23 protein-coding genes, 1 pseudogene and 1 riboswitch are annotated in these 22,676 nt (G+C 40.9%); of the genes and pseudogenes, 9 read left to right on the forward strand and 15 right to left on the reverse strand.

Annotation, left to right across the window (positions count from 1 at the left end):
• The first annotated feature begins 2 nt into the window (after positions 1–2).
• A riboswitch (glycine riboswitch) is annotated at positions 3–81 on the forward strand.
• 157 nt (positions 82–238) lie between these two features.
• The 6 genes from gcvT (at position 239) to lpdA (ending at position 7,213) form a co-directional block, all read left to right on the forward strand.
• Positions 239–1,333 carry a glycine cleavage system aminomethyltransferase GcvT gene (gene gcvT / locus AB5916_RS06775; RefSeq protein ID WP_368189902.1) on the forward strand — a complete coding sequence of 365 codons (1,095 nt, stop codon included), beginning with the start codon at positions 239–241 and terminating at the stop codon, positions 1,331–1,333.
• Positions 1,334–1,370: 37 nt separating this feature from the next.
• Entirely contained in the window at positions 1,371–1,754 is a 384-nt protein-coding gene (gene gcvH / locus AB5916_RS06780; protein WP_158422860.1) for a glycine cleavage system protein GcvH, read from the forward strand.
• Between the two features lie 33 nt (positions 1,755–1,787).
• A complete protein-coding gene (gene gcvPA / locus AB5916_RS06785; protein ID WP_368189904.1) occupies positions 1,788–3,104 on the forward strand; it encodes an aminomethyl-transferring glycine dehydrogenase subunit GcvPA in 1,317 nt (438 codons plus the stop codon).
• Entirely contained in the window at positions 3,101–4,531 is a 1,431-nt protein-coding gene (gcvPB, locus tag AB5916_RS06790; protein ID WP_368189906.1) for an aminomethyl-transferring glycine dehydrogenase subunit GcvPB, read from the forward strand. Before gcvPA ends, gcvPB begins: the two co-directional genes overlap by 4 nt.
• Before the next feature lie 216 nt (positions 4,532–4,747).
• Positions 4,748–5,743: a lipoate--protein ligase gene (locus AB5916_RS06795; RefSeq protein ID WP_368189908.1), complete on the forward strand. Its 996-nt coding sequence runs from the start codon at positions 4,748–4,750 to the stop codon at positions 5,741–5,743.
• Between the two features lie 21 nt (positions 5,744–5,764).
• Positions 5,765–7,213 (forward strand): dihydrolipoyl dehydrogenase, encoded by a 1,449-nt coding sequence (gene lpdA / locus AB5916_RS06800; RefSeq protein WP_368189909.1) that lies wholly within the window; start codon positions 5,765–5,767, stop codon positions 7,211–7,213.
• A 245-nt stretch (positions 7,214–7,458) separates the two neighbouring features.
• Here the strand turns inward: lpdA and AB5916_RS06805 are convergent, their stop codons facing one another.
• The 3 genes from AB5916_RS06805 to AB5916_RS06815 all read right to left on the reverse strand — a co-directional run bounded on the left by AB5916_RS06805 (position 7,459) and on the right by AB5916_RS06815 (position 10,088).
• Positions 7,459–8,439, reverse strand: coding sequence for a toxic anion resistance protein (locus AB5916_RS06805; RefSeq protein WP_368189911.1), 981 nt, complete (start codon positions 8,437–8,439; stop codon positions 7,459–7,461).
• A 102-nt stretch (positions 8,440–8,541) separates the two neighbouring features.
• Positions 8,542–8,712, reverse strand: coding sequence for a hypothetical protein (locus AB5916_RS06810; RefSeq protein ID WP_368189913.1), 171 nt, complete (start codon positions 8,710–8,712; stop codon positions 8,542–8,544).
• 32 nt (positions 8,713–8,744) lie between these two features.
• Positions 8,745–10,088 carry an MATE family efflux transporter gene (locus tag AB5916_RS06815; RefSeq protein WP_368189915.1) on the reverse strand — a complete coding sequence of 448 codons (1,344 nt, stop codon included), beginning with the start codon at positions 10,086–10,088 and terminating at the stop codon, positions 8,745–8,747.
• A gap of 205 nt (positions 10,089–10,293) precedes the next feature.
• Here AB5916_RS06815 and AB5916_RS06820 point away from each other — a divergent pair, with 205 nt between their 5' ends.
• The gene (locus AB5916_RS06820; RefSeq protein ID WP_158422868.1) at positions 10,294–10,752 is read left to right on the forward strand and encodes an Lrp/AsnC family transcriptional regulator; all 459 of its coding nucleotides are present in this window, start codon (positions 10,294–10,296) and stop codon (positions 10,750–10,752) included.
• A 172-nt stretch (positions 10,753–10,924) separates the two neighbouring features.
• On the opposite strand, the pseudogene AB5916_RS06825 reads toward AB5916_RS06820, so the two are convergent.
• From AB5916_RS06825 to AB5916_RS06840, 4 genes and pseudogenes are all read right to left on the reverse strand, one after another.
• A pseudogene (locus AB5916_RS06825) lies at positions 10,925–11,344 on the reverse strand (DapH/DapD/GlmU-related protein); the annotation flags it as partial.
• An 89-nt stretch (positions 11,345–11,433) separates the two neighbouring features.
• Entirely contained in the window at positions 11,434–12,537 is a 1,104-nt protein-coding gene (locus AB5916_RS06830) for an RNA-guided endonuclease TnpB family protein (protein WP_368189917.1), read from the reverse strand.
• On the reverse strand, positions 12,534–12,941 hold the full coding sequence (gene tnpA / locus AB5916_RS06835; RefSeq protein ID WP_368189918.1) for an IS200/IS605 family transposase: 408 nt from the start codon (positions 12,939–12,941) through the stop codon (positions 12,534–12,536). The genes AB5916_RS06830 and tnpA overlap by 4 nt, the downstream gene beginning before the upstream one ends.
• Before the next feature lie 98 nt (positions 12,942–13,039).
• Entirely contained in the window at positions 13,040–13,339 is a 300-nt protein-coding gene (locus tag AB5916_RS06840) for a maltose acetyltransferase domain-containing protein (RefSeq protein WP_368189920.1), read from the reverse strand.
• Between the two features lie 342 nt (positions 13,340–13,681).
• On the opposite strand from AB5916_RS06840, the gene AB5916_RS06845 reads away from it, so the two are divergent.
• Entirely contained in the window at positions 13,682–13,987 is a 306-nt protein-coding gene (locus tag AB5916_RS06845) for a hypothetical protein (RefSeq protein ID WP_368189921.1), read from the forward strand.
• Positions 13,981–14,559 carry a helix-turn-helix domain-containing protein gene (locus tag AB5916_RS06850; RefSeq protein WP_158422701.1) on the forward strand — a complete coding sequence of 193 codons (579 nt, stop codon included), beginning with the start codon at positions 13,981–13,983 and terminating at the stop codon, positions 14,557–14,559. Before AB5916_RS06845 ends, AB5916_RS06850 begins: the two co-directional genes overlap by 7 nt.
• A gap of 21 nt (positions 14,560–14,580) precedes the next feature.
• Here the strand turns inward: AB5916_RS06850 and AB5916_RS06855 are convergent, their stop codons facing one another.
• The 8 genes from AB5916_RS06855 to AB5916_RS06890 all read right to left on the reverse strand — a co-directional run bounded on the left by AB5916_RS06855 (position 14,581) and on the right by AB5916_RS06890 (position 22,662).
• Positions 14,581–14,955, reverse strand: coding sequence for a transposase (locus AB5916_RS06855; protein WP_368189923.1), 375 nt, complete (start codon positions 14,953–14,955; stop codon positions 14,581–14,583).
• 292 nt (positions 14,956–15,247) lie between these two features.
• Positions 15,248–15,532 (reverse strand): transposase, encoded by a 285-nt coding sequence (locus tag AB5916_RS06860; protein WP_158422697.1) that lies wholly within the window; start codon positions 15,530–15,532, stop codon positions 15,248–15,250.
• Between the two features lie 255 nt (positions 15,533–15,787).
• Positions 15,788–16,831 carry a carbohydrate kinase family protein gene (locus AB5916_RS06865; RefSeq protein WP_368189925.1) on the reverse strand — a complete coding sequence of 348 codons (1,044 nt, stop codon included), beginning with the start codon at positions 16,829–16,831 and terminating at the stop codon, positions 15,788–15,790.
• On the reverse strand, positions 16,828–17,721 hold the full coding sequence (locus AB5916_RS06870; RefSeq protein WP_158422695.1) for a hypothetical protein: 894 nt from the start codon (positions 17,719–17,721) through the stop codon (positions 16,828–16,830). The genes AB5916_RS06865 and AB5916_RS06870 overlap by 4 nt, the downstream gene beginning before the upstream one ends.
• Positions 17,722–17,788: 67 nt before the next feature.
• Positions 17,789–19,171: a hypothetical protein gene (locus AB5916_RS06875; RefSeq protein ID WP_368189927.1), complete on the reverse strand. Its 1,383-nt coding sequence runs from the start codon at positions 19,169–19,171 to the stop codon at positions 17,789–17,791.
• Positions 19,172–19,187: 16 nt separating this feature from the next.
• On the reverse strand, positions 19,188–20,144 hold the full coding sequence (locus tag AB5916_RS06880; RefSeq protein ID WP_368189929.1) for an ABC transporter permease: 957 nt from the start codon (positions 20,142–20,144) through the stop codon (positions 19,188–19,190).
• 12 nt (positions 20,145–20,156) lie between these two features.
• Positions 20,157–21,635, reverse strand: a complete 1,479-nt coding sequence (locus AB5916_RS06885; protein ID WP_158422692.1) for a sugar ABC transporter ATP-binding protein — start codon at positions 21,633–21,635, stop codon at positions 20,157–20,159.
• A gap of 82 nt (positions 21,636–21,717) precedes the next feature.
• Positions 21,718–22,662: a sugar ABC transporter substrate-binding protein gene (locus AB5916_RS06890; RefSeq protein WP_158422691.1), complete on the reverse strand. Its 945-nt coding sequence runs from the start codon at positions 22,660–22,662 to the stop codon at positions 21,718–21,720.
• Positions 22,663–22,676 lie beyond the last annotated feature (14 nt).

The raw sequence follows: 22,676 nt of genomic DNA on the forward strand, positions 1-22,676 counted from the left end.
GGATGACGAAACTGGGAGAGACACAGAAATGTGCGCCGAAGGGGCTGAAGAACTCTCAGGCAAACGGACCAGTTTCCGACGAACCTCTGGAAAGCAACAGCAAAGTTGCACCGAAGAAGCAACCGATCACAAGTTTCGGGTAATCTTTCAGGTTAAGATGACAGAGCGCAGAACAAGTATCTATTTGTTCTGTGCTTTTTTGTTTGTCATTCTGATGTGAGATAAGGAGGAATCACCTATGGAAAAAACAACACCGCTCTATTCCACCCATCAGGCACACGGAGGCAAGATCGTTCCCTTTGCCGGATATCTTCTTCCTGTCCAGTACCAGACTGGTGTGATTGCAGAGCATATGGCAGTTCGGGAATCCTGTGGCCTCTTTGATGTATCCCATATGGGAGAAATTCTTTGCGAAGGTCCCGGGGCACTAAAGCTGCTGAATCATCTGCTGACCAACGATTTCACAAATATGTACGACGGCCAGGCAAGATACAGTCTCATGTGCTATGAAAACGGCTGCTGCGTAGATGATCTGATCGTTTATAAGGTCCGGGATGAGCGTTATTTTATCGTAGTGAACGCTGCCAACAAAGATAAGGACTTTACATGGATGAAAGCTCATGAGCAGGATGTTGGAGGAGCCACATTCACAGACATTTCCCACTCTGTTGCCCAGATCGCTGTACAAGGTCCAAAAGCCCATGAGATCCTGGCAAAGCTTCTTCCGGAAGACGAATTTCCGGTAAAATACTATAGTGCCTGCTTTGACCGTACCATCGGCGGTATGCACTGCATAGTCTCCAAGACCGGTTATACCGGTTCCGCAGGATACGAGCTTTATCTTGATGCTGAGAATGCTGCAGCCATGTGGGAGCTTCTGCTGGAAACAGGAAAAGAAGAAGGTCTGACCTGCTGCGGACTTGGAGCCCGGGACACACTGCGTCTGGAAGCCGGAATGCCTTTATATGGACATGAAATGAATGAGACCATCACTCCTCTGGAAAGCGGCCTTGGCTTCTGTGTAAAGTTTTCCAAAGAAGAGTTTATCGGCAAAGAAGCCCTGGAGGCAAGCGAGCCTGCACGAACACGCATAGGACTGAAAATTACCGGCCGCGGCATTGTCAGAGAACACATGCCTGTCTTCTCCGGTGATATAAAGGTTGGCATGACCACTTCCGGCACCCATGCCCCCTATCTTGGATATCCTATTGCCATGGCGCTGGTAGACAAGGCATACGCAGCTGTGGGAACCAAGCTTACCGCCGATGTACGCGGCAGAAAAGTTGAGATGGAAGTTGTCTCTCTTCCATTCTATTCAAAAACAAAAAAATAAATTTCATATAATAATAAAATTACGGAGGATTTCTATTATGAACTGTCCAGAAACATTACGTTATTCCAAATCACATGAATGGGTTAAAAAAGAAGGCGATATCACTTTGATCGGTCTTACTGACTTTGCACAGAGCGAGCTTGGTGATCTGGTATTTGTCAATCTGCCGGAGATCGATGATACCGTTACTGCCGGAGAAGCTTTAGGTGATGTAGAGTCTGTCAAAGCTGTATCCGATATTTTCTCCCCGGTATCCGGAACTGTCTGCGAAATCAATGAAGAGCTTCTGGATCACCCGGAACTGATCAACGAAGCACCTTATGATGCATGGCTCATCAAGGTAAAAGATATCACTGATGAAGAAGAGCTGATCAGTGCTGCTGAGTATGAAGCTCACTGTCAGTCAGAAAGTAACGGCTGATCAGCCGGAATTTATCTACAGGAGGTAACTGTCATGGGTTCTTACATACCTAGCACCAGAGAAGAACGACTGGATATGCTGCACTCCATCGGAATGCATTCTTTCGATGAACTGTATGCGGATATTCCTGAGTCTCTTCGTTTAAAAGACGGACTGTCTTTACCGGTCGGCCTGTCTGAAATGGAAGTAGCCAGGAAAATGGAGGAAATCTCAGAGAAAAACACACGTTTTTCTCATATTTTCCGAGGCGCCGGATCCTATCAGCACTATATTCCGGCCATCGTGAAACAAGTCACTTCAAAAGAAGAATTTGTCACTGCATATACCCCTTATCAGGCAGAGATCAGCCAGGGATTGCTGCAGTCGATTTTTGAATATCAGACCATGATCTGTGAACTAACAGGAATGGATGTTTCCAATGCATCTGTTTATGACGGTGCAACCGCTGCCGCAGAGGCTGCCGCCATGTGTCGTGACCGAAAACGAGGAACTGTCTGTGTCAGTGCTTCTGTGGATCCCAAAACCTTATCTGTGATCCGTACCTACTGCTTTGGTTCCGGAGCCTCCCTTGTGATCCTTCCCGAGAAAGATGGTCTTACAGATTTGGAAAGCTGGAACGCTATGGATACTTCCTCCATCGCCTGTCTGATCATTCAGACCCCAAACTATCATGGATTGATCGAAGATGGAGCTGCCATTGCGAATGCTGTACACAATTCCGGTGCCAAACTGATCGCCAGCTGCAACCCCATTGCCCTTGGTCTTCTTGAAACTCCGGGAGAATTTGGTGCCGATGTAGCGGTAGGTGAAGGCCAGCCATTGGGACTTCCTATAGGATTTGGTGGACCTTATCTTGGATTCATGGCTTCTACCAAAGACATGATGAGAAAGCTTCCTGGCCGGATCGTAGGTCAGACCACCGATGTGGATGGCAAACGGGCTTATGTCCTTACTCTTCAGGCACGTGAGCAGCACATCCGCCGAGAGAAAGCAAGCTCCAATATCTGTTCCAACGAAGCACTTTGTGCTATGACCGCCGCAGTCTATCTGTCGGCTATGGGTAGTGCCGGACTTGAAAAAGTGGCTGTTTCCTGTATGGCCAATGCCCGCTATCTGCTGGATGAATTGACTGCCCTGGGATTTACCAGGAAATATACCGGTGAATTTTTTCATGAATTTGTAACCACCTGTCCCTGTGATGCAGCTGTTCTCTCTGAAAAGCTGGCTGCACACGGATATTTATCAGGACTTGTGACCGGACAGTCTGAAATGCTCTGGTGCACCACTGAAATGAATACAAAATCTGAGATCGATAGTCTTATTGCTGTGATAAAGGAGGTGCTTGCATGAAACTTATATTTGAAATGGGGGCACCCGGAAGAGGCTGCGACCTGATCCCGTCCTGCACGACCCCTGAAGTAACTATCAAAGTACCAATGCGTAAAAAAGCACTGCATCTCCCGGAGGTATCTGAGACAGAACTCAGCCGTCACTATACGGATCTGGCAAAACAGACACATGGAGTTAATGATGGTTTTTATCCTCTTGGCTCCTGTACCATGAAATACAATCCGAAGATCAACGATGCTGCCTCTCTTCTCCCTGGATTTACCAACATTCATCCTTTGCAGGATACCAAGGATGTGCAGGGATGTCTGGAAGTACTCTCTTCCATTGAAGAAGCATTATGTGAGATCACCGGAATGCAGGCATGTACTCTTCAGCCTGCAGCAGGTGCTCACGGTGAGTTTACCGGTCTCCTTCTGATCAAAGCATGGCATGAAAGCCGTGGTGACAGCAAACGTACAAAGATCATTGTTCCGGATTCTGCCCATGGCACCAATCCTGCCAGTGCAGCTATGGCTGACTTCGATGTGATCAATATCCCGTCCGATGAGCATGGGTGTGTAGATTTGGAAGCATTAAAAGCCGCTGTAGGTGATGACACTGCCGGCCTGATGCTCACGAATCCAAATACAGTTGGTCTGTTTGATCCAAATATTGCAGAGATCACCCGGATCGTTCATGATGCCGGCGGATTATGCTATTACGATGGAGCAAACTTAAATGCAGTTATGGGCATTACCCGTCCTGGCGACATGGGCTTTGATGTAATGCATCTGAATCTGCATAAAACATTTTCCACCCCTCACGGTGGAGGCGGGCCTGGAAGCGGACCAGTTGCCTGCAAAGATTTTCTGACGCCATTCCTTCCTGGACTTCGCATTAACAAACAGACAGACGGTACTTTCACAGCCAAGACTGCTGCCCATGCTATTGGGAATGTACGCAGCTTCTCTTCCAATTTCCTGGTTGTGGTCCGTGCTTTCTGCTATATCCTGACTCTTGGCCGTGAAGGTATTCCGGAAGCAGCCACTACTGCAGTGCTGAATGCCAACTATATGATGCACAAGCTGACCGGCCACTACAGGATGGCATACGATCACACCTGCATGCATGAGTTTGTCATGACATTGGAACAGGAAAAGCATGAGCGGAATGTTTCAGCCCTTGATATTGCCAAGGCATTGCTGGATCACGGTATCCATCCGCCTACTATGTACTTCCCGCTGATCGTCCATGAAGCGTTGATGATCGAGCCTACTGAGACAGAAAGCCGCGAAACATTGGATGAAGCAGTACAGATCTTCCTGGATGTACTAACAGAGTCCCAGACCCATCCGGAAAAAATGCATGAATATCCATTTGAAACACCTGTCCGCAGGTTGGACGAAGTCGGTGCCGCACGAAAACCTGTGGTACGTTATATCAGCTGAGAGATGACTCCCACCTCTATAGGGTGAGAAACAAGCTAGTATCAGTGGTGGGAGTCAATCCCCCAGCTGATATAGCCTCCGGCAGGATTGCAGAGGTGCGCAGTAGAAGTATGTCATGCAATTGCATGACGCGCACCTCGCAGCAAGAATGCCGAGGCATTCTTGAATTATAATCCCGAATAATATCGAACTAATCTCTAGCAGGAGGAATCCACGATGATACAGACTCTGACCACATACGAAAGCATGACTACCGATCCTTATACAAATCTTGCAGAGGAAGAATATCTGACCTTTCACGCAGAACCGGGAGAATGCATTTTATACTTATGGCAAAATGCACATACGGTTGTGATCGGGCGAAATCAGAATTGCTGGAAGGAGTGCCGTGTATCAGAACTGGAAGCAGACGGCGGCCATCTGGTCCGCCGCCTCTCCGGCGGGGGAGCCGTCTACCATGATCTGGGAAATCTGAATTTTACTTTCTGTATGCGCAAAGAAGATGCAGATGTAGACCGTCAGCTACAGGTGATCGTAGAAGCAGTTGCTTCCTTTGGACTGACTGCTGAGAAGACCGGTCGAAATGATGTGGCCATCAACGGACAGAAGTTTTCCGGAAATGCATTTTTTGACTCCAAGGGATGTTATTACCATCATGGGACACTGCTGCTGAATGTAGATACAGCTTCCATGTCCCGTTTTTTGAATCCTTCCAAAGCAAAATTGCAGTCAAAAGGTGTAAGCTCCGTCCGCTCCAGAGTAGTAAATCTGTCTTCCCTTTGTCCTCACATCACCGTGGACACCATGAAACAGGCTATGTTTACCGCATTTTCCAAAGTATATGGATTACCTGCTGTACCTTTGTGTGCAGATCGGTTAGCGCAGACTGCCATTTGCAAAGGCAGAGAGCGTTTCTCCTCGGATCGTTGGAAATACGGGCCAAAGATTCCGTTCACTAATCGGCTGGAACAACGTTTTTCATGGGGTGAGGTTAATCTTGATCTTCATGTAAACGAAGGAATGATCACCGAAGCACTGCTTTCTTCTGATTCCATGGAGGCAGACTGGTTTTCTGATATCGGTACGGAATTTCAGGGTCTCCCTTATCGTACTGATGTACTTTGCAAAGCATTAGACCGATCTCTGGAACAACATATGGTTCCTGAAAATGTCCGTTCTGACTTAAGTCGGATGGTACAAGAACAAATCTAATGAAAAGGAGAGAATTTATCCATGGCAGAAATGACAACAACCATCTATGACCTGACTGTCATCGGTGCCGGCCCAGGCGGATATGAAGCAGCTCTGGAAGCAGCAAAGCTTGGGCTTCGCACTGCTCTGATCGAAAAGGATTCTCTGGGAGGAACCTGCCTGAACCGGGGATGTATCCCTACCAAAACACTGCTCCATTCTTCAGAACTCTATAAGGAAATCTGTAATGCAGAACGTTTTGGTGTCTCTGCAGAGCATGTCCAGGCCGATCTTAACAAGATTCAGCAACATAAACAGACAACGATCACCACTTTACAAAAAGGGATTTCAGCTCTTTTAAAAGCTGCAAAAGTTACTATGTATCAAGGCCTGGGAACAGTTATCCATACCGGCACTGATGCATCCGACAATAAAGGGATCAAGCAGGTACAGATCACATCCGATGGGGCTGATCCTGTTATCATTGAGACGCGGCAGATTCTGTTAGCCTCCGGCAGTATTCCTTCTGTTCCACCGATTCCCGGACATGATCTGCCTGGTGTAATGACCAGTGATGAGCTGCTCTCCTGGAATCAGGAACCATTTTCTTCTCTGCTGATCATTGGTGGCGGTGTGATCGGTGTAGAATTTGCCGGAATCTGGCAGGCACTTGGAACCAAAGTCACGATCCTGGAAGCACTTCCTTCTTTGATTGCCAACATGGACAAGGAGCTAGGGCAGAGTCTGAAGCAATCCCTGAAGAAAAAAGGTGCAGATATCCATACCGGAGCCAAAGTACAGTCTCTGGAATCTACGGATGAGGGCCTCTTATGCACTTACACGGAAAAAGATACGGTCTGCACTTGCACTGCACAGGCGGTTTTGATCGCTACCGGCCGAAAGCCTTATACAGATGGGCTATTTGCTGATGGTCTTGCTCCTTCCATGGAACGTGGCCGTATCCTGACAGACGAACATTTTCAGACCAGCCTTCCCGGTATTTATGCCATCGGCGATGTAAATGGAAAACTGCAGCTGGCACATGCTGCCACTGCACAAGGAGTTCATGCTGTCCATCAGATTGCAGCAGCATTATCAAATGATACATCCAGCAGTGCTGTCTCACATATAAGTATCCCTGTCCTTGATCTTGTTCCCTCCTGTATCTATGCTGCTCCGGAAATTGCTTCCATAGGTCTCACACTGGATCAGGCAAAAGAACAGGGACTTGCCGCCAAAAGTCATAAAATTTTAAGCTCTGCCAATGGAAAATCCGTATTATCCCTACAGGAACGCGGGTTTATGAAGGTGGTCTATCTGGAAGAAACTCATGTGATCATCGGTGCACAGCTTCTTTGCGCCAGAGCCACTGATATGATCAGTGAATTTGCTGTTGCCATTGCCCAAAAGCTCACTCTGGAAGAAATGGCTTCTGTGATCCGTCCCCATCCTTCTTTCAGCGAAATGATCACCCAGGTCACCACCTTATAATGAAATCTCCATACAAAAACTATGATTAAATTTTTTGTAACGTTTTCTCCTGCTTGTGACTTAATTATATAGAAAGACATCAGATAAAATAATTATACAGCAAGCAGGAGGAGCCTTATGAAACGATATTTAGGAATATTCATTCTGACAGTTATTGTTGGTTTATCCGGTTGTACATCTGATACAGTTCAAACTCTTAAACGCTATGCGGAATTGATACCAGCGCCATACAGAGAAGTATTTCCTTATCTATTCAGGTCATCTTCAATCTTAGCAAATTCTGCTTGTGCTTCTGCACGGTGTTTTGCCCCTTCTTCATGAATCTTAACCACTTCATGAATGGAAGTAATGATATCAGCATTTACCTTGCGAAGAGTCTCTACATCAACATTAGCTCTTTCTGATGCCAATGCAGCATTAAGAGCTTTTGCTGTATGTTCAATGCCCAATGCCAGTATCATCTGATTTCTCCAAAGCGGAATGGTATTAATAATGTCAGAACGAAGCCTGGCTACTACTTGCTGATCAGCATTCTGAAGTATTCTGATCTGTGGTGCCATCTGAATAGATATAAGTCTGGTTGTTTCCAGATCAAAAACTCTCTTTTCAAAACGTTGACATGCGTCCTCGTAGTCTTTACAAAGCTGAATATCCAACTGATCCTGTGTTAATTCTGCTTTGTTTCTAAGTTCAGCCAGTTTTGTATTTCTTGCAATTTCAAGGGCTTTCTTCCCTGCAAGAATATACATTGTCAGTTCTTTATAGCATTCCAAATTCAGATCATACATCTGCTCAAACACATAAATATCTTTTGTCAAAGTTTGCTGATGTCTCTTCAGATCTTTTTCAATCTTTTTAATAATCGTCTCAGCACTTTCATAATTTGCGATCACATATGCAGCTTTCTGTTTTCCCTTCCTAAAAAGACCAAGTAATCCTTTTTTCTGTGGTACAGCCGTACTGTTAATTGCCACTTGAAGTTCACGTAGGCAGTCACCCACTTCACCGAATTCTTTTGTCTTTACAGTTCCCATCATTGACGAAGAAAAAGCCGAAATGCCCTTCTGTGCTGCAGTGCCATAAGAATTGACCATTTTAATATTCAAAATATCAATCTTTTTGGCAAATGCATCCACCCGCTGCTTTTCTTCGTCTGACAATATAGATTCATCAACAGCTCCTGCCTTCTGCCCCATCGCAGCCGTTATTTCTCTTGTATCACTCATGTTTTTCCCTCCGGATAAAATCCGCAAATCATAAAAACATTCTCGCATTTGCATTTTTTGTATGATTGCTGTTATGATCTACAGGTGTGCCTCTTGAAGTATTTATAATAAACGCGGATGGTTTCCACATGCCAACATCTTCATCTGTACCTGCATTGCAGAACTCAGATTCAATATCATCATATACTGTAACATCAAAAGATAAAATGAAAAATCCAGCTTTCCATCAAAATTCATTTTCTTTGCATTCAATACCACACATTCATCATTCATAATATTCATTTTTCCTTGTAAATTACTTTAAGTTATTGAGATAGCACCACTTTATCAGTTGGCCATGATTTCCTGAGAGCCACATAGGATATTAAAAAATTGGCAAGCCAGCCAGCGGGTACAGCAAGCCAGACAAATGCAATGCCAAAACGCGGTGCAAAAATCAACGCAACAGACAGACGAATCGCCAGGTTCACCATGTTTGCAATGAGGAACGGCCGCATAATTCCCAGACCCCGAAGAACTCCATCCGTTGCCATTTTGATTCCCATAAAGATGAAGAAATAGCCAAGCCATCTCATATAATCCTCGGATACCTGATAGGCCAGGGCTGTTCCGTCTTTACCAAGAAACAACGAGGAAATTTGCGTATGCAGCGTTTCAATGACAATAAAAGCAATGGCTGCAAAACACACATCCAGCACCAATGCAGCTTGGTAACCTTTTTTGATACGCTGGGGTTTGTTTGCGCCCAAGTTCTGGGAAACATATGGCGAAACTGCATTTCCGATGGAAACAAAAATCAGTGAAAAAACATTCTCTACCCGCATCGTTGCCGCATACCCAGCAAGTGCCTGCGTGCCGAACGGATTTACAACTGCCTGCACGATCATCATACCAATAGACACTGTAGACTGCTGAAGAACCGAAGGTACAGCAATTTGAAACATGGAATGTAACTCCTGCCGGTCAAACCAGTCAAAGTGACTTTTATATCGCCTCATCCGATGTAAAAAAATCAGAAGCGAAAACACGGCAGAAATGCCTTGCGCAATCAAGGTTGCAAGCGCCGCACCAAACACACCCAGGCCAAGACCGGCCACCATCCAAAGATCCATAAAGATGTTTAAGAGTGACGAGAATATCAGGAGTCCCAGTGGAATTTTTGATTCGCCTATGGAAGTGAACATCGTTGAAAGGATGTTGTACATAAACAAAAATAGAAAACCCACAAAATAGACCCGCAAATACAGCACTGCATCATCCATTATATCGACAGGGGTTTGTAACGCACTCATCATCCAGTGAGAAAAGCCAAAACCAAAAACACTAAGGACGATACTCAGAATTAAAAAGCTAAGTAAGGATGTTGATACAATAGTTTTCATTTTTCCATACTCCCTGGCACCGAAATAGCGGCTCACCAGCACACCGGCACCTACACCGGCACCCAGTGCCACACAAATGAAAACATTGGTCAGCGCTGCACAAGCACCCACAGCTGCAAGAGCGGAGGAGCCCACAAACTGACCAACGATAATAGAGTCAGCCATATTATATATTTGCTGAAAAAAGCTGCCGAGAATCATCGGCATTGCAAAAACCGTCAGTGCTTTAAGAGGCGCATCTGTGATTAAATACTCATCTTTTGACATTATCATATTCCTCCACAGGTTTCATAATTTCACGTGTTCTTCTCTTCATCTAAATCAAATCGTACATTCAAAATGCAATTTTTAAATTACGTTGTGTAATAATTATATGCAGTTGCAGCAATTTAGTCAAGCTACTGTTTACTTTTGGTAATATGAATGATATGATATTTTAGAAACGCTATATTATTTTACAGGAGGAACACTTATGTACCTGGACGGTTTAGATGCACTGGATCAGAAGATTATCCAGCTGCTTATAGAAAATGCACGTATCTCTTACTCTGATATCGGTGAAAAAACTGGCATTTCCAGAGTAGCAGTAAAGGCCCGAATTCAGGCTCTGGAGAAAAAAGGCGTGATTGAAGAATATACAACAATAATAAACCCTCAAAAAATCAATGGTGCTGTATCATGCTATTTTGAAATTGAAACAAAGCCAGGCCATCTGCCGCAGGTAACAGATATATTATATAAAAATGATACAGTCACACAGATTTACCGTGTCACCGGAAGAGACAAGCTGCATGTACATGCTGTCGCTTCATCAAGTGATGAGATGGAACGCTTCCTGCTCAATGTTATTGATACACTGCCCGGAGTTATCAGCTGCAGCTGCAATACAATCTTATCACGTATTAAAGATATTAAAGGATTACGGCTATAGAAATCAGATTGCTCGGATTACACTGACTGCTCTAGGCATCTGTCTCCTCCGAATTCAGACTCCAGTTGATTCTTCATAAATAGACTTTCCATCCATTGCTGCGCATACCATACAGACTGCACTCTGGCGATCTCTTTATGAAAGTATCTTTCCAGAGAAAGATTTTTTCTTTTTACATATGGTCTTTTTCAGTTATTTTGCGAATAACCCGGCATGGATTTCCAGCTGCCAGACTATAGGGAGGAATATCTCTTGTCACAACACTTCCTGCGCCTATTACACAGCCCTCTCCTATACTAACGCCACCACAAACAACCACATTGGATGCCAGCCAGCAATTATCTTTTATAGTTATTGGCTTCGCATATTCAAGATTATAAAAACTTCCATCTTCTCTTTTCCTGATATTACGTTCTTCAGGTAATAATGGATGCATAGGAGTTGCCAATGTAACGTTAGGACCGATCATCACATTATCTCCTATATGTATTTCACATACGTCTAAGCATGTAAAAGTGACATGCTCACACCACTTAAATCTCAGATTTTGAAGTGGGGGCTTCTTGCTCAATGGCTCTACTGAGCCAAGTATCTACAAGCTATCCTCGCGTGTCCCGCGATTCTTTCGCCCGGATACGGGCATTTTTTCTTGTTTTTGCTTATTGTCCGGATACGGACGCTTTATGCTGTCAGCATTCTTCTTGCCTCTTCACGGATGTTGATTGCTGCATTTCGGTCTCTGTCCATCTCATTTCCGCACGTACAGCGGTAAACTCTTTCGGATAATTTCAGCTCTTTTTTTATCTTTCCGCATTTACTGCATTTTTTGCTTGAAGGGAAAAAGCGGTCTATCTGTACTAATTCTTTTCCCTTCCAGGAAAGCTTATAGTCCAGCATATTCCGGAACATCCCGTATCCATTATCCTGCACACTTTTCCCAAAATGCAGGCACTGGCTCATCGCTTTCATATCAATATCTTCCACCGCAACTATATCGTACTGATCTGTGATCCTGCGGCTCAGTTTATGCAGATAATCCCTTCTCTGGCTGCGTATTTTTTCATGGCACCTGGCAACTTTCTTTTTCTGCCGCACATAATTATGACTTCCTTTTACACATCTCGACAGTTTTCGCTGTTCCCTTGCCAGCCTTTTTTCATTTTTTCTGAAGTATCCTGCTTCTTCCATCTCAATCTCTTCTGAAAACACTGCCATCCCATGCATCGCATAATCAATCCCCAGTATTTTAGCATTGCTGTAATCCTTATCTGCCGCTTGGTTTTCACAGCTGTATCCTTCATACAGCAGACTTGCAAAATACTTTCCGGACGGCTCCATACTGACTGTCACTGATTTCAGGCGACAATTTTCTGCAGGCTCCCTGTGTTTTTTCATGGAGATCCATTTTAATTTTGGAAGCCGGATCCGGCTTCCATCTACCAGAATGTTTCCGTTGACCACATTTGTTGTGTAGCTGTTTTTGGTGTGATGTTTTGACTTGAAACGTGGAAATCCAATCTTCGGATCACGGAAAAAGTTCTTATATGCTTTCTCCAGATGAAGCTGAACATTTGCCAGTGCCAGCGAATCAACTTCTTTCAGAAATGGATACGCCTTTTTATACATAGCTGGTGTATTCTTTAACATCTTTTTTGTCTTTTTATACTCCTGGATCTTGTCATTAAGCATCTGGTTGTACAGAAAACGACAGCAGCCAAATGTTTTTCCAAGAAGTATTTTCTGTTCATCTGTTGGATAAATTCGGAAACGATATGCTATGTTCAATACTTTTTCTCTCCCTGGGTTCCGATGTACCTTCGGATTACTTCAACTGGTGCCCCTCCTGCCGTCAAAAGGCAGAAACTCTGGCTCCAGAATGCTTCTTTCCAAAGTTTTTCCCGGATTTCCGGATACTCTTTTTTCAGCAGCCTGCTGCTGGCACTTTTATATGCATTGATAAATTTACTGAGTTCCGTTTTAGGCTGTGCGCGAAACATTACATGCACATGGTCAATATCATGATTCCATTCCTCCAAAACAATCCCATATCGGGGAGCAATATATTCCCATATTTCTTTTGCTCTTTCTGAAATTGGATCATTGATAACTTTTCTTCGATATTTTACCACCATAATCAGATGATAATACATCAAATATACCGAATGTGCATTGTGATCTGTTTTTTCCATAAAATCAGTCCTTTTTTTCGAATATTTATTTTATCGACTGATTCTATTATACCATGGTTCGTATTGAAGAACAAGTGTTCTTTTTGTTTTTATGCAATTCATCTCCCACCTGTAGAGGAAGGAGAATTCTTGCTATATATTATGTTAAAATTAACAGAACTGAATTTTCCAAAGAAAGTATTACATCCATAATCAAAATAAACAGGCGCCTGCAAATACGGAAGTTCCTCTGTTGCTGGCAATAATTGTCGTAATATCTGCATTTGCTCCTCTTGCTGATCTTCATCTGTCAAATTATATTTTCTTGCTAATTTACGCGCATTCAAGCGTAATTGTTCCAATTCTTTATCCGTTGGATCGTACAACTTCCCACTTATCATTTTTTCTCTTTCTGTCATTTCTGATAACCTCCTGATCCTCATTAATATTCAACATGAGGCAGTACCTCGTTAAACTGTTGTCTTAAAACAAGTCCCTGCGTTTCCTGTTTTTATAATTCGTAAATGATTCTCAGATTTCATTTTCCCTGAAATAAGTTTAATGTCCTTTGCACAGGGCATTCATCATGTTGGTAATTAACCTCTTTCATTCTCACTCCTCCAGTAAGGATTATATTACCAAGTTAGTTTTTTCTGCGTATTTGATAAGTTTTTACTACTGCAATAGTATATAGGTAAAGAATCACTGTCAATACTGTTTTTTAATAAAAGAGACTTTGCTACTGCTATAATATCTATGCCATGGAACATTTTGCCTGTTGCAGTTTTTTTATTGAAGATCCGCATAGACCCTTTGATGACAAAGATTTATTCCTGGCCAATGCCTTTTTTAACTTATTTCGCAAAGTATATTTAAAAAATTTACAAAATGCGAACAATTATGCTATGCACGGTCAATCCCTATATCATATTCTTACAAACCAGTCCCTAAGCAGTGAGGAATATGCACAGCTTTCTTTACAGGAAAATGAAGCATGGTCTCTATTCCGGCTTGAGAAAAGTCAAGAGGCAAGAGCTCTTCAGGCTGAGATTATGATTCTATGCTGAATCTTTCAATACCTCCGCACATACTTGCCACTGTATATAATGGAAATATTATTGGCATAATGCGCAGTCAGGTAAATGACCCTCGCATTGAACAACAGATTTCTGTATATTTTCAAGATTTGTTAAAAGAAATGGGATATATTGCAGCTATCAGCAATGAGATGACAGACTTGCTTCATGCAGATGTGTATTATCAACAGATTACATTTTTGTGCGAGAATTGTATCAACACATCATCCGCAAAGCTAATATATCATTTCAATGATTACATCATGGATTATATCTTACAAATTTGTACAGATATTATTCCAGAAGCATCGCTGTTTACGTCTGATATTAAACGGCTGCAGCATTATGAGAAAAAGAAGAAAATAGACTTGTTAAACACATTAATTCGATACTTGGACAACGAATGCAATGTAACATTAACTGCTCAGGAACTCTATCTTCACAGAACTAGTCTCGTTAAACGTTTGGCAAGAATAGAAAAACTTCTGAATCATTCATTAGATGACCCAAATTACAGACTTTATTTACGAATTTGTCTGCGATGCTTAAAGATGCAAAAATAGAGACGATGCTTTAAAAACCTGCTAAAAAGCCTTGACTTTTGTTAGCAGGTTTTTATATTCCTTTGCAACATATTGGCTGCCACGATCCGAATGGATAATTAATGGTTGAACGATATTTCGACGAGCTTTGGCTTTGTTTATAGTATCAATCACGCAAGATACTTCCAGTGTTTCTGAAAGCGTCCAGGCTATGATTTTTCTGGAAAATAAATCCATAACACTGGTCAGATAGACAAATCCATCTATTGTCCAGATGTAGGTAATATCTGAACACCAGACTGCATTCGGACGATCAGGATTAAATTGCTCATCAAGGATATTTTGTAATTCAGTGCTGAAATCGAAATCTTTTGTGGTAATTGTCCATGGTTTGCTCCACTGTGCACGGATTCCCACTTGGTGCATATATGTACCAACGGTTCTTTCCGAAATGACTTCACCAGTTTTCGAAGTTCTACAGTGATTTTCGGAGCACCGTAGTTCTGCTTGGAATTATCATAAATATCCTGTATTTTTGCTTTTACAGCTTCACGACGTTTTTCTGTATCAGAAGGTACGTGGCGGAGTCATGCAAGATATCCTGAGTGAGAGACTCCTAAAAATTTCAACATTCCGGAGACGGAAACCCGACGTCCAGCCTTTTTGGCAGCTTCCGTCTTCTCAGACACTTCGAGATAAATGGCTTCCGTCATTTTCCCAGAATGTTGATTGCTTTTTTTAACACATCAAGTGCATCTTGGGCATCACGTAATTCACGTCTGAGACAGGCAATTTCCTTCTGCTCATCAGATGCATAATTACCAGAACCACGAACAGAAATATCACCTGATTCCCGGACGTCTTTCAGCCATTTCGTTAATGTGCTGTATCCGATGCCAAGATTTTCTGCACATCCACGTACACCAAGATCTTTATGATCCTCGTAGTACTGGACTGCATCAAGTTTAAATTGTTTGTCATGTTGCTTTGCCATATGAGATCCTTCTTCAGCATGCCTCTATTGTATCATGCTTATGTGTATTTGGAATTTCTCATTTTGGCTTGTACTATTTATATTCTAGCACCAATTAGTTCGGCAAATCCTCAAGAACTTTGATTATCCAAAACCCTCCTGTGAAATCCGCAAAAAACAAGGCGTGATGGAATTTACCTCTGCATTGAAATATTTTTTCAAATTAACATACAGTTTCATTTATAATGGTGCCACATGTGTAGCTGAGGAGTTTAATTAATAAACACGTTCTATGCCAAAAAAATTATGGTATATCTTCCGTGTAAACTGAATTCCTAAGGCATCAGCACATAACAATAGTCTTTCTAATGTAATCTGTGTATCGATTGTATCTTTACACTCTACCTTTATAGAAGATGCCAAAGCTGCCAATCCAGCAATCCCTACTCCGTCACTATTATCAAAAATCGGAATTCCCTTTAAAAATGCAGCAATCATTGTTCCCATATAGCAATCTCCTGCTCCCGCTGAGTTCACTGCCTTTTTCCATATAGCCGGGACTTTCATTTTTTGTCCTTCTCCAAAAACAAATGCTCCTTCTTTCCCCCATGTAATAACTACAATAATATGCGGATTAAATTTTCGCATCTGTAAATAACATTCATATGGATCCTGAATGTTTTTACATCCAAACTCTTGCATAAATGTTCGCATTTCATCTTTGTTAATAGATAAAAAATCTATATATCTTAACATTTCCCTATCTACGCAAAATGGAACTTCTGATGAGGTAAATGATGCCGTATTAAAACACCCTCGCTTTCTTCCACATAATAGTAAATGCTCTCTTACTTCCAAAGGTACTTCTGGTGCAGCAAGCACAAGTCCCACATTTTCATCCGAAATTTTCTCAAAAAAATTATCTATATCTTTTTTCTCAACTTGATTACTCGCACTATTGCAAGCTGTAATATTCCCTCCATCACTGTCTGGATATGTAAAACACACCGAATACAAAGTTGGAACATCTTCAACTACACCTATATAGTCTGTATTGATTCTAGCTTGTTTCATCATTTTTATTATATTATTGCCCGCATCATCATTCCCCACTTTTCCAATCGTATAAATTGGAATATCGGGCCCAAGTGTCGCTACATAATGCAAAATAATATGTAACTTACAATAATCTTTAGCATCTGCCAGCTTCGCAAACCGTGATTCATCCCGCCCCAAAGTTGTATTCTCTTGAAATTTAAACAGAATCCCTGTTCCAATTCCTCCTGTGCCTACTACATAATCAAATTTTTTTGATTTCATATATTGATTCCCTTAAATTCCCATTCTGGATGTTCTGAAATAGGGTGACATGCCGTTTCATACGTTGCGGTTATAACTGCATCTGGATGATTTTGTAATAATGTCATCGGATATTCGGCATCAACATCTGAAAACAATGCTACTCTAAGAGCAGTCTGTTTCCACGTTCCAGTATCACTAAATAACCTTACTTTTTTTGCGGATAAACATTCTTTTATTCCTAACGTCACTGACATAGGGGGAACAAACTGATAAGCTGCACCATAACTTCTTTGACCAAGAGTGATTATAGTATCTAAATTGTTCTCTTGAATACGAATAGACGAATTTTTTAATTCTTCAATTGAAACATGACAAAATGGATGTCTTTTACTCTGATTATACGCAATATGACCATCTTGTCCCCATCCACCCAATGTGAAATCAATAGGTTTTAATTCAATCTTCTCTCTAATGCTCTCTATATTATTAGGTCTTAAAAAATTTCTATTTTCTTCCTTTACATTTAACTCTGGTAAAATTGGGCCATAAAAATATTTCTTCATAAAAGAGCAAAAATTATATGGATCATTTTCTGCCAACAAATTTCCTTGCCAATCTAAGCACTCATCCATATGAAAAATTTCTACATTTTGCAAACTAATACGATTTTCATTAATATATTTTGCAAATGGCTCATACCAGCATTTAGGACCACATGGAATAATTGCTCTATAGCTTCTTCCCTCTATATTTGCTTTCTTGATATCCTCTGCTAACTCTTTTGCCATTAGCTCTCCCATTTCTTCAGAATTTTTCACTAAACGAAAAGGTAGTTTCAAATCCGGATGATTTTCTAAATCCTCTACACGAATACTACACCAACGATATAACAACTTTCGATCTACCATTAGTACCCTCCATTTACAGTCAGAGACTGCTCTTAATAACAGTCTCCGACTTCTCTAACTTATCATTTTACATTTCAATAAGTCTAATATCCATCAAATAGCAGAACTCTTTAATTGTATCGTAAATTTCTGTATCTCCATATGCAAGGGTGATATACTCTCCATTCCATATCTGTACTCCAAGATCATAATCTACATCCATTTTAATAAACGCATGTGGCCAAAACCACATACCAGATATCTTTCTCTGACGCTCAAGTTCTTCTGGATCTGGTGTATATACCGTTCCTCTATGGAGAATTACTTCGAACTCACCATTATCTCTTCCAACTCTTGCCATTACAACTTTACCAGGCTTCAGAACAGCCTCTACAGAAAGTCCTCCCGCTTCTCCTTCTGTTGGAAGTCCATGATGTGCAAATTTGGCTTTCATTGGACCGCTCAATGAAGGAGCACATGCCCCATCTCCAATAACTTTGACTTCTTTTTTCTCTTTATCAATACACTGAAAATCTCCATAATAAACTGGATCATTGGATAAATTACTAAGTAAAAATACAGTCATTACATTATTATAATCACATAATGTAGCTGTCGGTATTCCCTTCTGTAACATCATACTCTGAGCAAAGCAACTTGCTGCATACATATCTGCAACTCCTGGAAATGACTGAATAACATACATATCAAAGTCTTCTTCTTCAATAACCTTTTTAAGTCCAAGATATAATCTAATTGAACGTTCAGTACATACATCATCTGGTGGTAACTCCTCAAAATAAGGCTTAATTAATGTCTCCTTAACTTCTTCGATTTCCTCCAAAGTTGCTTCATCTGCAGCTTTCAAGATTGCCATAGAATCTCTTGAATCAATATCTACGCCAAATTTCTTCATCCATTGTGATGGATCCGCCACACCACATGTCAATCCCATTCCACGGCCACCAAAAGCGCCAACTGTAGAAAGATTCAATTTATTGCGTAATGCACATGCCCTTGAGAAGCATGCAACTTTTTCCACTGTTTCATCATCCAATCCGTACACTGAACGATATTTCATTCCAATTTCTTTAAATGATGCCCCTAATGCAAGAGTTCCCACAAGCCTCCACCCCTGTGATCCAGGAGCAGTCCATATAATCACACCTTTTCCACAACGTTCAAAATCTCTAACTGCGGCAACAATCTCTGATGCCCATACCCATGTCCCTGAATATAAAATAACACCATCTACTGAATCATCATGTTTCAGCTTTGCTAAAGCCGCCTTTGCTTCTTTTTTGTATGCTACTACTATGTCATTTTCAACAAGATCTACACCTTTTGCTTTAATCGCAGATTTTCCCTGTTCAATCAACTCATCATTAATAAATTTTACTCCCATAGGATCTTCAAGTCCATCTTTATGTACTCCAAACACAACAAATCCCATTTTAGGTCTAATCATCATAATCTTATCCTCCTTTTTATTTTCTTCCTATATTTTTTTTCTGAATATAATGATCAAAACTTACTGCAAGCAACAAAATCAATCCTTTTACTACACGCTGCCAGTAATCGTCCACTGCCATCATTGTCATTCCATTTGTCAAGACACCTATAATAAGGACTCCAAAAATAACATGACTAAGATTTCCAACACCGCCATTTAAACTAACACCACCAAGAACAACCGCCGTAATTACATCCATCTCGTAACTTTCTCCAGCTCTTGGCTGCCCACTATTTACTCTTCCAAGCGTAACAAGTCCAGCAAGTGCACTACAAAATCCACTAATAGCATATACTGCAATCTTTACTCTCGCGACCTTAATTCCTGAAAGTCTTGCAACTTCCTGGTTTCCTCCAATGCCATAAACATATCTGCTGAATTTTGTTTTTGACAGAACAAATATTCCTATCACATATACGATTGCAAGAATAATTACTGGAATAGGAATCACTCCAACATGACCTTGTCCTATTTTTGAGTAAGACTCATCAAATCCAAATACCGGTGTACCCCCCGTAATTAAATAAGCAACGCCTCTCAAAGAAGTCATTGTTCCAAGTGTTGCTATCATTGGTGGAATCTCAATATAGTGTATAATTGCACCTGTTATTCCTCCAATTACGACTCCCAATGCTAATGCTATTATTGAAGCTAATAAAGATGGAATTCCCTTTAACATCATCATTGCAGTCAAAACGCCACTCACTCCAAGAATAGCTCCTACAGAAAGATCAATTCCACCTGTCAACATAACAAATGTCATTCCAACTGCACAAATACCACTAATTGATACTTGTCTTAAAATATTCACCATATTATTTCCAGTAAAGAAATTTGGGGCAAAAATACTCATAACTACAAATAACACAATGAAAATGACAATGATTGCATATTCTGCTAACATTTTTCCAAAATCTATTTTTTTTTGCATTATGGTCCTCCTTTAAAGCGACGCGTAATTCAAGATAGCTTCCTGTGAATAATCTTCTGGATACAATTCGCCTGCTATTTTACCATCTCGCATTACCATAATTCTGTCAGACATCCCAATTAATTCAGGCATTTCAGAAGATACCATAATGATACTCTTTCCACTATCTGCTAATGCTCTCATAATTTTATATATTTCCTGTTTCGCACCAACATCAATGCCTCTCGTAGGTTCATCAATCATCAAAATATCACATTCTGTCGCAAGACATTTTGCAAGAACTACTTTCTGCTGATTACCTCCTGATAAATTCTGCACTGCTTGGCGTAATGAACTAATCTTTATTTTCAAATCAGCAACAAGTCTTTCACAAAGAGCTTTTTCTTTTGCTGCATTTAAGATTGAAAACCTTGAAAGCCTTTCAAGAATACACAATGAGATATTATCACGAATACTTAAATTCATAACCACCCCTTGCGTCTTCCTGTCCTCTGGAAGTAATGCTATATTATGCTTCAAAGCATCTTGTGGAGTTTTAATTATTATCTCCTTTCCATCTTTAATAATCTCTCCATTATAAAGATTATCCGCTCCAAATATTGCTCTGACTACCTCTGTTCTTCCAGCTCCAACTAAACCACCAATTCCTAGAATTTCTCCTCTTTTTAATGAAAAAGAAACATTCTCTATTCTACTATTTGTAAGTCCCTTTACCTCTAATACTGTTTCTACATGTTTTTCTGATGATCTAGGATAACTTTCTCCAAGACTTCTACCAACCATATCTGCAATTAATTTGCTTCTATTCGTATCAGAAACCCTGCCGGTAGAAATCCAATGTCCATCACGCAACACTGAAACTCTATCACATATATCAAAGATTTCTTCCATACGGTGTGATATATATATAATAGTAATGCCTTTTTCTTTAAATTGCCTTACAAGTCTATGCAATGTCTCTGTCTCACGATCTGTAAGTGGTGCCGTTGGCTCATCCATAATAATAAGTTTTGCATTCTTCGAAATTGCTTTTGCAATCTCTACTAACTGTTGCTGTGCAATACCCAGATTTTTTACCTTTTCTTTTGGATCTATATCTATGCCAATCTCATTAAATAATCTCTGACATTCTTCTTGCATCATTTTCTTATCAAGGAGTCCATTTTTTAGTCTTTCACAGCCAAAATAAATATTTTCAACTACGCTCAAAAACGGAATCAAATTAAATTCCTGATATATTGCGGTAATTCCCAACTCTGAAGACTTTACTGGTGTAAACTCTGTATATTCGTTTCCTTCGAAAACAATAGTTCCTGAAGAAGGCTCTGTCGCACCAGTTAAAATTTTAATCAATGTACTTTTGCCCGCACCATTTTCACCAACAAGAGCATGTACTTCCCCTCTGGTAATCTGAAGATTAACATCGTTCAGAGCTAGTACCCCTCCAAACCTTTTACAAATCCCTTTAACTTCCAATATCGTATCTTCCATAGGATGCCTCCTCCATAAATATCATCCTGTTTTCTTGTCACAGAGGCTGACTACTATTCAACCTCTGCAACAAATATACTTATCATTTTTCTTCTCCTGCTACATCCGTCTGCCATACCGGCTCATAATGGCGCTCCACAACTGCGTCTTCCTGATTTTCTGTTAAATATTCAAACATTGCATATGCAATCTCATATCCTGCATCATAGGGGAACAAATTAATGGATGAACGATATATACTATTATCTGCTTTCATTTTCTCTTTGCCTTCATCAGTTGCATCACAACCTCCGACATAAAAGTTTTCATCAATATCTCCCATTGCTCGTATTGCTTCATAAGCCCCAATTGCAGTGTAATCATCACAAGCACATACAACATTCACTTCTGGATGTGCAAGCATTACTGATTCAGATACTTTCATTCCAAGATCCGTATTACTAGCATTCTGTCTTGCAATAATTTCTGAATCTGGAGCATTCTCTGTAATTCCATCTACAATTCCATCTCCTCTACGAATAACTGCTTCAACATCATCTTGAGCTAAAACAAGTGCTTTTCCCTTTCCATCTAAGTTCATGTTAATCCAATCAGCCGCTGCACTTCCTATAGCATACCCGATGGAATACTCATCCAAGGATCCATCAATCTGAGCATTACTAATAGGTTGCGCTTCCGCAGAAATCACAATCCCTGCTTTCTTCGCTTCATCAACTACATCTTTCAATGCATTTTCATCTAAAGGAGAAATCATAATTCCATCAACTTTACGACCAATTACATCTTCCACATATGTTTTCTGGGTTGCTACATCATATTTTGCATCCAAAACCTGCGTAGATATTCCTAATTCTTTACATGCCGCCTCAAAACCGTTGTAAACTTCAATAAAATACGGATTTGCAATATCCTGTGTTACATATACAAATTCCATATCTTCGCCTGGCTTTTCCTCAGCATACACTGACATGGATGTAATGCTGCAAATTGTTAATGTTAATAAATACGCTATTGTTCTTTTTTTCATTTCCGTTCCTCCTT

The sequence above is a fragment of the Blautia sp. 1033sp1_1033st1_G9_1033SCRN_220408 genome (assembly GCF_040929965.1).
GTDB classification, from domain to species: Bacteria; Bacillota; Clostridia; order Lachnospirales; family Lachnospiraceae; genus Blautia_A; species Blautia_A ammoniilytica.

Coding starts and splice junctions, on each gene's coding strand:
- gcvT (WP_368189902.1), top strand. CDS start 239: ATGGAAAAAACAACACCGCTCTATTCCACCCATCAGGCACACGGAGGC.
- gcvH (WP_158422860.1), top strand. CDS start 1,371: ATGAACTGTCCAGAAACATTACGTTATTCCAAATCACATGAATGGGTT.
- gcvPA (WP_368189904.1), top strand. CDS start 1,788: ATGGGTTCTTACATACCTAGCACCAGAGAAGAACGACTGGATATGCTG.
- gcvPB (WP_368189906.1), top strand. CDS start 3,101: ATGAAACTTATATTTGAAATGGGGGCACCCGGAAGAGGCTGCGACCTG.
- AB5916_RS06795 (WP_368189908.1), top strand. CDS start 4,748: ATGATACAGACTCTGACCACATACGAAAGCATGACTACCGATCCTTAT.
- lpdA (WP_368189909.1), top strand. CDS start 5,765: ATGGCAGAAATGACAACAACCATCTATGACCTGACTGTCATCGGTGCC.
- AB5916_RS06805 (WP_368189911.1), bottom strand. CDS start 8,439: ATGAGTGATACAAGAGAAATAACGGCTGCGATGGGGCAGAAGGCAGGA.
- AB5916_RS06810 (WP_368189913.1), bottom strand. CDS start 8,712: ATGAATGATGAATGTGTGGTATTGAATGCAAAGAAAATGAATTTTGAT.
- AB5916_RS06815 (WP_368189915.1), bottom strand. CDS start 10,088: ATGTCAAAAGATGAGTATTTAATCACAGATGCGCCTCTTAAAGCACTG.
- AB5916_RS06820 (WP_158422868.1), top strand. CDS start 10,294: ATGTACCTGGACGGTTTAGATGCACTGGATCAGAAGATTATCCAGCTG.
- tnpA (WP_368189918.1), bottom strand. CDS start 12,941: ATGGAAAAAACAGATCACAATGCACATTCGGTATATTTGATGTATTAT.
- AB5916_RS06840 (WP_368189920.1), bottom strand. CDS start 13,339: ATGACAGAAAGAGAAAAAATGATAAGTGGGAAGTTGTACGATCCAACG.
- AB5916_RS06845 (WP_368189921.1), top strand. CDS start 13,682: ATGGAACATTTTGCCTGTTGCAGTTTTTTTATTGAAGATCCGCATAGA.
- AB5916_RS06850 (WP_158422701.1), top strand. CDS start 13,981: ATGCTGAATCTTTCAATACCTCCGCACATACTTGCCACTGTATATAAT.
- AB5916_RS06860 (WP_158422697.1), bottom strand. CDS start 15,532: ATGGCAAAGCAACATGACAAACAATTTAAACTTGATGCAGTCCAGTAC.
- AB5916_RS06865 (WP_368189925.1), bottom strand. CDS start 16,831: ATGAAATCAAAAAAATTTGATTATGTAGTAGGCACAGGAGGAATTGGA.
- AB5916_RS06870 (WP_158422695.1), bottom strand. CDS start 17,721: ATGGTAGATCGAAAGTTGTTATATCGTTGGTGTAGTATTCGTGTAGAG.
- AB5916_RS06875 (WP_368189927.1), bottom strand. CDS start 19,171: ATGATGATTAGACCTAAAATGGGATTTGTTGTGTTTGGAGTACATAAA.
- AB5916_RS06880 (WP_368189929.1), bottom strand. CDS start 20,144: ATGCAAAAAAAAATAGATTTTGGAAAAATGTTAGCAGAATATGCAATC.
- AB5916_RS06885 (WP_158422692.1), bottom strand. CDS start 21,635: ATGGAAGATACGATATTGGAAGTTAAAGGGATTTGTAAAAGGTTTGGA.
- AB5916_RS06890 (WP_158422691.1), bottom strand. CDS start 22,662: ATGAAAAAAAGAACAATAGCGTATTTATTAACATTAACAATTTGCAGC.